This window comes from Breznakia sp. PFB1-19 (genome assembly GCF_029893935.1).
GTDB lineage: Bacteria > Bacillota_I > Bacilli_A > Erysipelotrichales > Erysipelotrichaceae > Breznakia > Breznakia blatticola.
In genome coordinates, this window is sequence record NZ_JARXXJ010000046.1 from 1 (window position 1) to 5,986 (window position 5,986).

At 34.6% G+C, this 5,986-nt stretch carries 4 protein-coding genes; all 4 read left to right on the plus strand.

Going from position 1 to position 5,986, the window contains the following annotated elements:
* Positions 1–326 precede the first annotated feature (326 nt).
* A complete protein-coding gene (locus M2098_RS11410) occupies positions 327–1,262 on the plus strand; it encodes a LysR family transcriptional regulator (protein WP_134167527.1) in 936 nt (311 codons plus the stop codon).
* 122 nt (positions 1,263–1,384) lie between these two features.
* The gene (locus M2098_RS11415; protein WP_280684603.1) at positions 1,385–2,293 is read left to right on the plus strand and encodes an ABC transporter ATP-binding protein; all 909 of its coding nucleotides are present in this window, start codon (positions 1,385–1,387) and stop codon (positions 2,291–2,293) included.
* Positions 2,286–3,029, plus strand: a complete 744-nt coding sequence (locus tag M2098_RS11420) for an ABC transporter permease (protein WP_280684601.1) — start codon at positions 2,286–2,288, stop codon at positions 3,027–3,029. The genes M2098_RS11415 and M2098_RS11420 overlap by 8 nt, the downstream gene beginning before the upstream one ends.
* Positions 3,030–3,228: 199 nt before the next feature.
* Positions 3,229–5,859, plus strand: a complete 2,631-nt coding sequence (gene adhE / locus M2098_RS11425; protein ID WP_280684599.1) for a bifunctional acetaldehyde-CoA/alcohol dehydrogenase — start codon at positions 3,229–3,231, stop codon at positions 5,857–5,859.
* The last annotated feature ends 127 nt before the right edge of the window (positions 5,860–5,986 follow it).

Below are 5,986 nucleotides of genomic sequence, written 5' to 3' on the forward strand. Positions count from 1 at the left end.
ATGGTTTTTGAATATATTAGCACATAAAAAAGCTTCAATTCATCGAATAATATGCATTTAACCACTTGTGTTGCACTTAGTTTGAAAATTGAGCTCTATTATAGAAATATTTCGAAAAGTCTTTTGTTTACAGGTGTTTTATGAACTATTTTGAATATAGGGAAGAATATATTTCTAAATTGTGTATTTTTTAGTTTTTATTATTGCGAAAAATTATATATACGATAGAATACTTTTTGGATTGTAAAACAAATTAATCATGGATTTTATTTGACAGTTTATGCACTATAACTATAAGATAAAGTTAATTGAAGGGAGGATATGCTATGAATACGATGTTATTTACTTACGCGCTAGAAGTAGCAGAAAGTGGATCAATTACACATGCCGCTGAGAATCTATACATGGCACAACCAAACCTTAGTAAGGCGATTAAAGAATTGGAGGATCAACTTGGATATCAAATCTTTGAACGGTCGAGTAAGGGGATGTTTCCAACAAAAGAAGGGGCAGAGTTTTTAACTTATGCAAAAAGTGTATTATCTCAAATCGAAAAAATAAAAAGTTTATCCGCAAAAAAACGTTCCAATGTAGAACTGTTTGATGTTTCGATTCCAAGAGGGAGTTACATTGCCCAAGCATTTACGGACTTTGTAAGTCAGGTAAATATGGATCGAGGAATTGATTTCAATATGCAGGAAACAAACTCGGTAAAAACAATTACCACAGTTGCAGATGGAACTTTTCATTTAGGAATCATTCGTTATCAAGTATTTCATGAGAAATATTTCACAGATTATATACGTAATCGTAAATTGGACATGGAATCATTATGGAAGTTTAAATTATATTTAACTTTCTCAAAAGATCACCCACTAGCTAAAGAGGATAAGATTAAACAAAAAATGTTAACACCATATTTAGAAATTGTGCATGGTGATAATGCAGTTCCATATTTAAATGTTGAATATATGAATAATGCAGGAGAAGATACACAACGTAAACGTATTTATGTATATGAACGGTATAATCAATTTGATTTACTTGAAACAATCACGAGTTCCTATATGTGGGCTTCACCAATTCCAAAGAAGATTTTGGAAAAGCATAATTTAGTACAACGATCATGCGTTGGTGTTGAACTCGTTTATCGTGATGCAATTATTTATCCGCAAGGATATCAACTATCACTACTAGATAAACGCTTTATTGAATGTGTATTGGACGAACAAAAACGCGTTGCTGAAATAAAATTTAGATAAATAAAATGACCACTGATTCAGATGAAATTAGTGGTTTTTCTATGTTTTTCAAAAAAGCTATTGACATAAAATTAAGAGAGTTATATTATTGTATTAGTAATTTAATACAGTTAGGAGAATTTATGAGCGATTACATAGTAAGAACGAAAAGTTTAACAAAAACTTATGGTAGACGTAATGTAGTTGATCACATCAATATGCATGTGAAACGTGGAGAAATCTATGGTTTTATCGGACGAAATGGTGCTGGTAAGACAACTACATTGAAAATGATTGCCAATCTTGTTAGCCCTACAAGTGGTGAGATGGAATTATTTGGTAGTACAGATTTAAAACAAGCACGTAAGAAAATTGGGGTATTAATTGAAAATCCTGGATTATATCCAGCTATGAATGCCTATGACAATATTAAGATGAAATGCTTAATGCTAGGCATTGAAAATAGTGATAAGAAAATTAAAGAATTATTAGAACTTGTTGGTTTGCAAAATGCGGCAAACAAAAAAGCGAAGAATTTTTCTTTAGGGATGAAGCAACGACTTGGTGTTGCGATGACATTAGTCAATGATCCAGAACTTATTTTACTAGATGAACCAATTAATGGTTTGGATCCACAAGGAATTGTTGAACTTCGTGATTTATTTTTAAAGTTACAACAACGTGGAATTACAATTATTGTTTCAAGTCACATCTTGGAAGAGTTAAGTAAGATTGCCAACCGTTTTGGAGTTATTGCTTCAGGTAAATTAATTCGTGAAGTGACAACAGAGGAATTACATACACTATCACACACAGCAATTGTGATTGAAGTAGATAAGGAAGTCGAAGCGAAAAAAGTATTGATGGACTTTGGAATTGAAGATTTCCGTCAAGATAAACAAACATTCTTCGTGTTTGATAAGGATGCAAATCCCGGGAAAATCAACACTGCACTTGTGCAAGCAGGAATTGAAGTTTCAAGTATTCGTACACAAGATGAAGATGTTGAAACAATGTTTATTAACATGATGGGAGGAGCAAACTATGTTTAAAATGATTAAGATGGATCTATATCGTCTCTTTCGTCAAAAGAGTTTCTATTTTGTAGGATTAACAATTGCATTTTTTGCGGCAATGGCAGTATTTTCTCTATCAATGGCTCTAGAATATGGGGTGTATGATGGATTAACTGAAAGTAATATTACAATCGAGAAAATGTTTCAACTGACTAGAAGTGATTCGTCATTTGCAATGATTATGGCGATTGGAGCAATTATATTTACGAATGTTGATTTCAGTAGCGGATATATTAAAAATATCGCTAGCAATGTAACAAATAAAACGATCATTCCAATGTCAAAATTCATTGTGAACGTACTAGCTTCATTTATTTACATCGTATGGATGTTTGTTGTTTTAGCCATTGGTTCACTAATTATGTTTAACGGAATTAGTTTTGGAAATGTAGGAAATATTGTAATTGAAATGTTATTGTACCTATATTTTGTAATGAACTTTATTGCACTTGTTATTGGATTATGTATGTTATTACGCAGTAGTGCTGGTTCGATAACTATTCTAGTTTGTATTGTCTTGTTTTCAGGACTAGTATATGCAGCAATTAATTATGTGGTATCAATTGATTTAACACCATACTCAACAATTGCAAATGTTTCAAGTTTTGCACTTGATGCAAAAGAATTACCAACTATGATGCTTAGTGCACTCGTTGGTATTGTTGGATACAACGTTGTTGGTGCAATCGCAATGCAGAAAAAAGATATTTAATCTGAGTTTATCAAGTAGCTATAGTAAAATATGGCTACTTTTTTACTATATAAAATCTTATATGAAACCCTTTTCATTGGTATATAGTATAATTTTTGTGAAATTGTTCACATTTGGACTTGCAACAACGATATTGTTGTGGTAATATAGGCTCAACCAAAATAAGTGAAACTTTTCACAACTAGGTGCAGGAGGAAATATGGCTAAAGTAGAAAAAGTAGAAAAAGTAGAAATTAGCCCAGCTCAAAAAGAGGTTAACACATTAGTTGACAAAGGGTTAAAAGCATTAGATGAATTTAGACTTCTTGATCAAGAACAAGTTGACTACATCGTTGCAAAAGCAAGTGTTGCAGCACTTGACCAACACGGGGTATTAGCTGAAGCAGCTATCCAAGAAACAGGTCGTGGTGTATTTGAAGATAAAGCAACAAAAAACCTATTCGCTTGTGAACACGTTATTAACTACATGCGTGATTTAAAAACAGTAGGTGTTATTGCTAGAGATGATGAAGCAGGGATTGTAGAAATCGCTGACCCAGTAGGAGTTGTTTGTGGAATCGTTCCAACAACAAACCCAACAAGTACAGCAATCTTTAAATCATTAATTTGTTTAAAAACAAGAAACCCAATTGTATTCTCGTTCCACCCAAGTGCAAACCGTTGTTCTCAACAAGCAGCAAAAGTTGTATATGATGCAGCTGTTGCAGCAGGAGCTCCAGAAAACTGTATTCAATGGATTGACACACCTTCAATGGAAGGAACAAATGCATTAATGAACCACGATGGAATTTCAACAATTCTAGCAACTGGTGGTAACGCAATGGTTCGTGCTGCTTACTCATGTGGGAAACCAGCATTAGGAGTTGGAGCAGGAAACGTTCCAGCATATATTGCTAAAGATGCAAACTTAAAACAAGCAACAGCTGATATCGTATTATCTAAAGCATTCGATAACGGAATGATCTGTGCCTCAGAACAAGCTGCTATCGTTGACAAAGAAGTATACGAAGAAGTGAAAAAAGAATTCAAATCTTACCATGCATACTTTGCTACACCAAAAGAAAAAGCAATGTTAGAAGCATTCATGTTTGGTGTAAACTCACCTGCAGAAGCTGATCAAGCTAGATTAAATGCAAATGTAGTTGGTAAATCTGCATACTGGATTGCTGAACAAGCTGGATTCAAAGTGCCAGAAGACACAAACATCATTTGTGCTGAATGTAAAGAAGTTGGGGTTAAAGAACCATTAACTCGTGAAAAATTATCTCCAGTATTAGCATTTATTAAAGCTAACAACACTGAAGATGGAATCACTAAATCAGAACAAATGTTAGAATTCAACGGTTTAGGACACTCTGCTGCAATTCACACAGCTGATGAAGAATTATCAGTAGAATTCGGTAAACGTGTAAAAGCGATCCGTGTTATTTGGAACTCTCCATCTACTTTTGGAGGAATCGGTAACGTATATAATGCATTCATTCCTTCATTAACACTTGGTTGTGGATCTTATGGACGTAACTCTGTAGGAGATAACGTAGGACCACTTAACTTAATTAACGTGAAAAAAGTAGGGAGACGTAAAAACAATATGCAATGGTTTAAAGTACCTTCAAAAATTTACTTTGAAAGAGATTCAATCGAATACCTAAGAGACATGGAAGATGTTAACCGTGTAATGATCGTTACAGATAAAGCAATGGTTGACTTAGGATATGTAGATAAAGTAATAAAACAATTGATGGCTCGTGACAATAATGTAAAAGTACAATTGTTCTGTGATGTTGAACCTGATCCAGATATTACAACAGTTAACAAAGGTGTTGAAATCATGCGTTCATTCCAACCAGATGTAATCGTTGCACTTGGTGGTGGTTCTCCAATGGATGCTGCAAAAGGTATGTGGTTATTCTATGAAGCACCAGAAACAAACTTCTTTGACTTAAAACAAAAATTCATGGATATTCGTAAACGTGCATTCCAATACCCTAAATTAGGACAAAAAGCTCGTTTAGTTTGTGTGCCAACTACAAGTGGTACAGGTTCTGAGGTAACTCCATTTGCGGTTATTTCTGACAAAGCAAACAACAAAAAATACCCATTAGCTGACTATGCATTAACACCAAACGTGGCAATCATTGACCCAGCATTCACAATGGGATTACCTGCATCAGTTACTGCTGACACAGGTATGGACGTTCTTACTCACGCCCTTGAAGCATTAGTTGCAGTATTAGGAAGTGACTACACAAACGGTCTTGCTACACAAGCTATCCAAGCAGTATTCAAATTCTTACCAAGAGCTGTTAAAAATGGTAAAAACGATCCTGAAGCTAGAGAAAAAATGCACAATGCATCAGCAATGGCTGGTATGGCATTCGCAAATGCATTCTTAGGAATGTGTCACTCTATGGCTCACAAAATTGGTGGAGTTCACCACGTACCTCACGGACGTACGAACGCAATCTTACTTCCATATGTAATTCGTTACAATGGAACAAAACCATCAAAATTATCTTTATGGCCAAAATACAACTACTACAAAGCTGACGAACAATATGCAGAAATCGCACGTTTAATCGGTTTAGATGTAAAAGATACAGCAGATGGTGTTGAAAAATTAGCACAAGCTGTTGAAGATTTACTTGCAGAAGTTGGAATTGCTAACAACTTCAAAGCACAAGGTGTTGACGAAAAAGCATGGATGGATTCAGTTCATGAAATGGCAATGCTTGCTTATGAAGACCAATGTACGCCTGCTAACCCAAGACTTCCACTTGTTGAAGACATGGAAGCAATCTTAGTAAAAGCTTACAACGGAACAAAATAGACCATATTTCCTGGAGGTATCATCAGTATTTGGGCACACCAAAATAACTTGGGGTGAGTCAGAAATTTGATTTAAAATAACATGGGGTGCTAGGCACCCCAAAGTTCTTTAAAGACCACATTGCTGT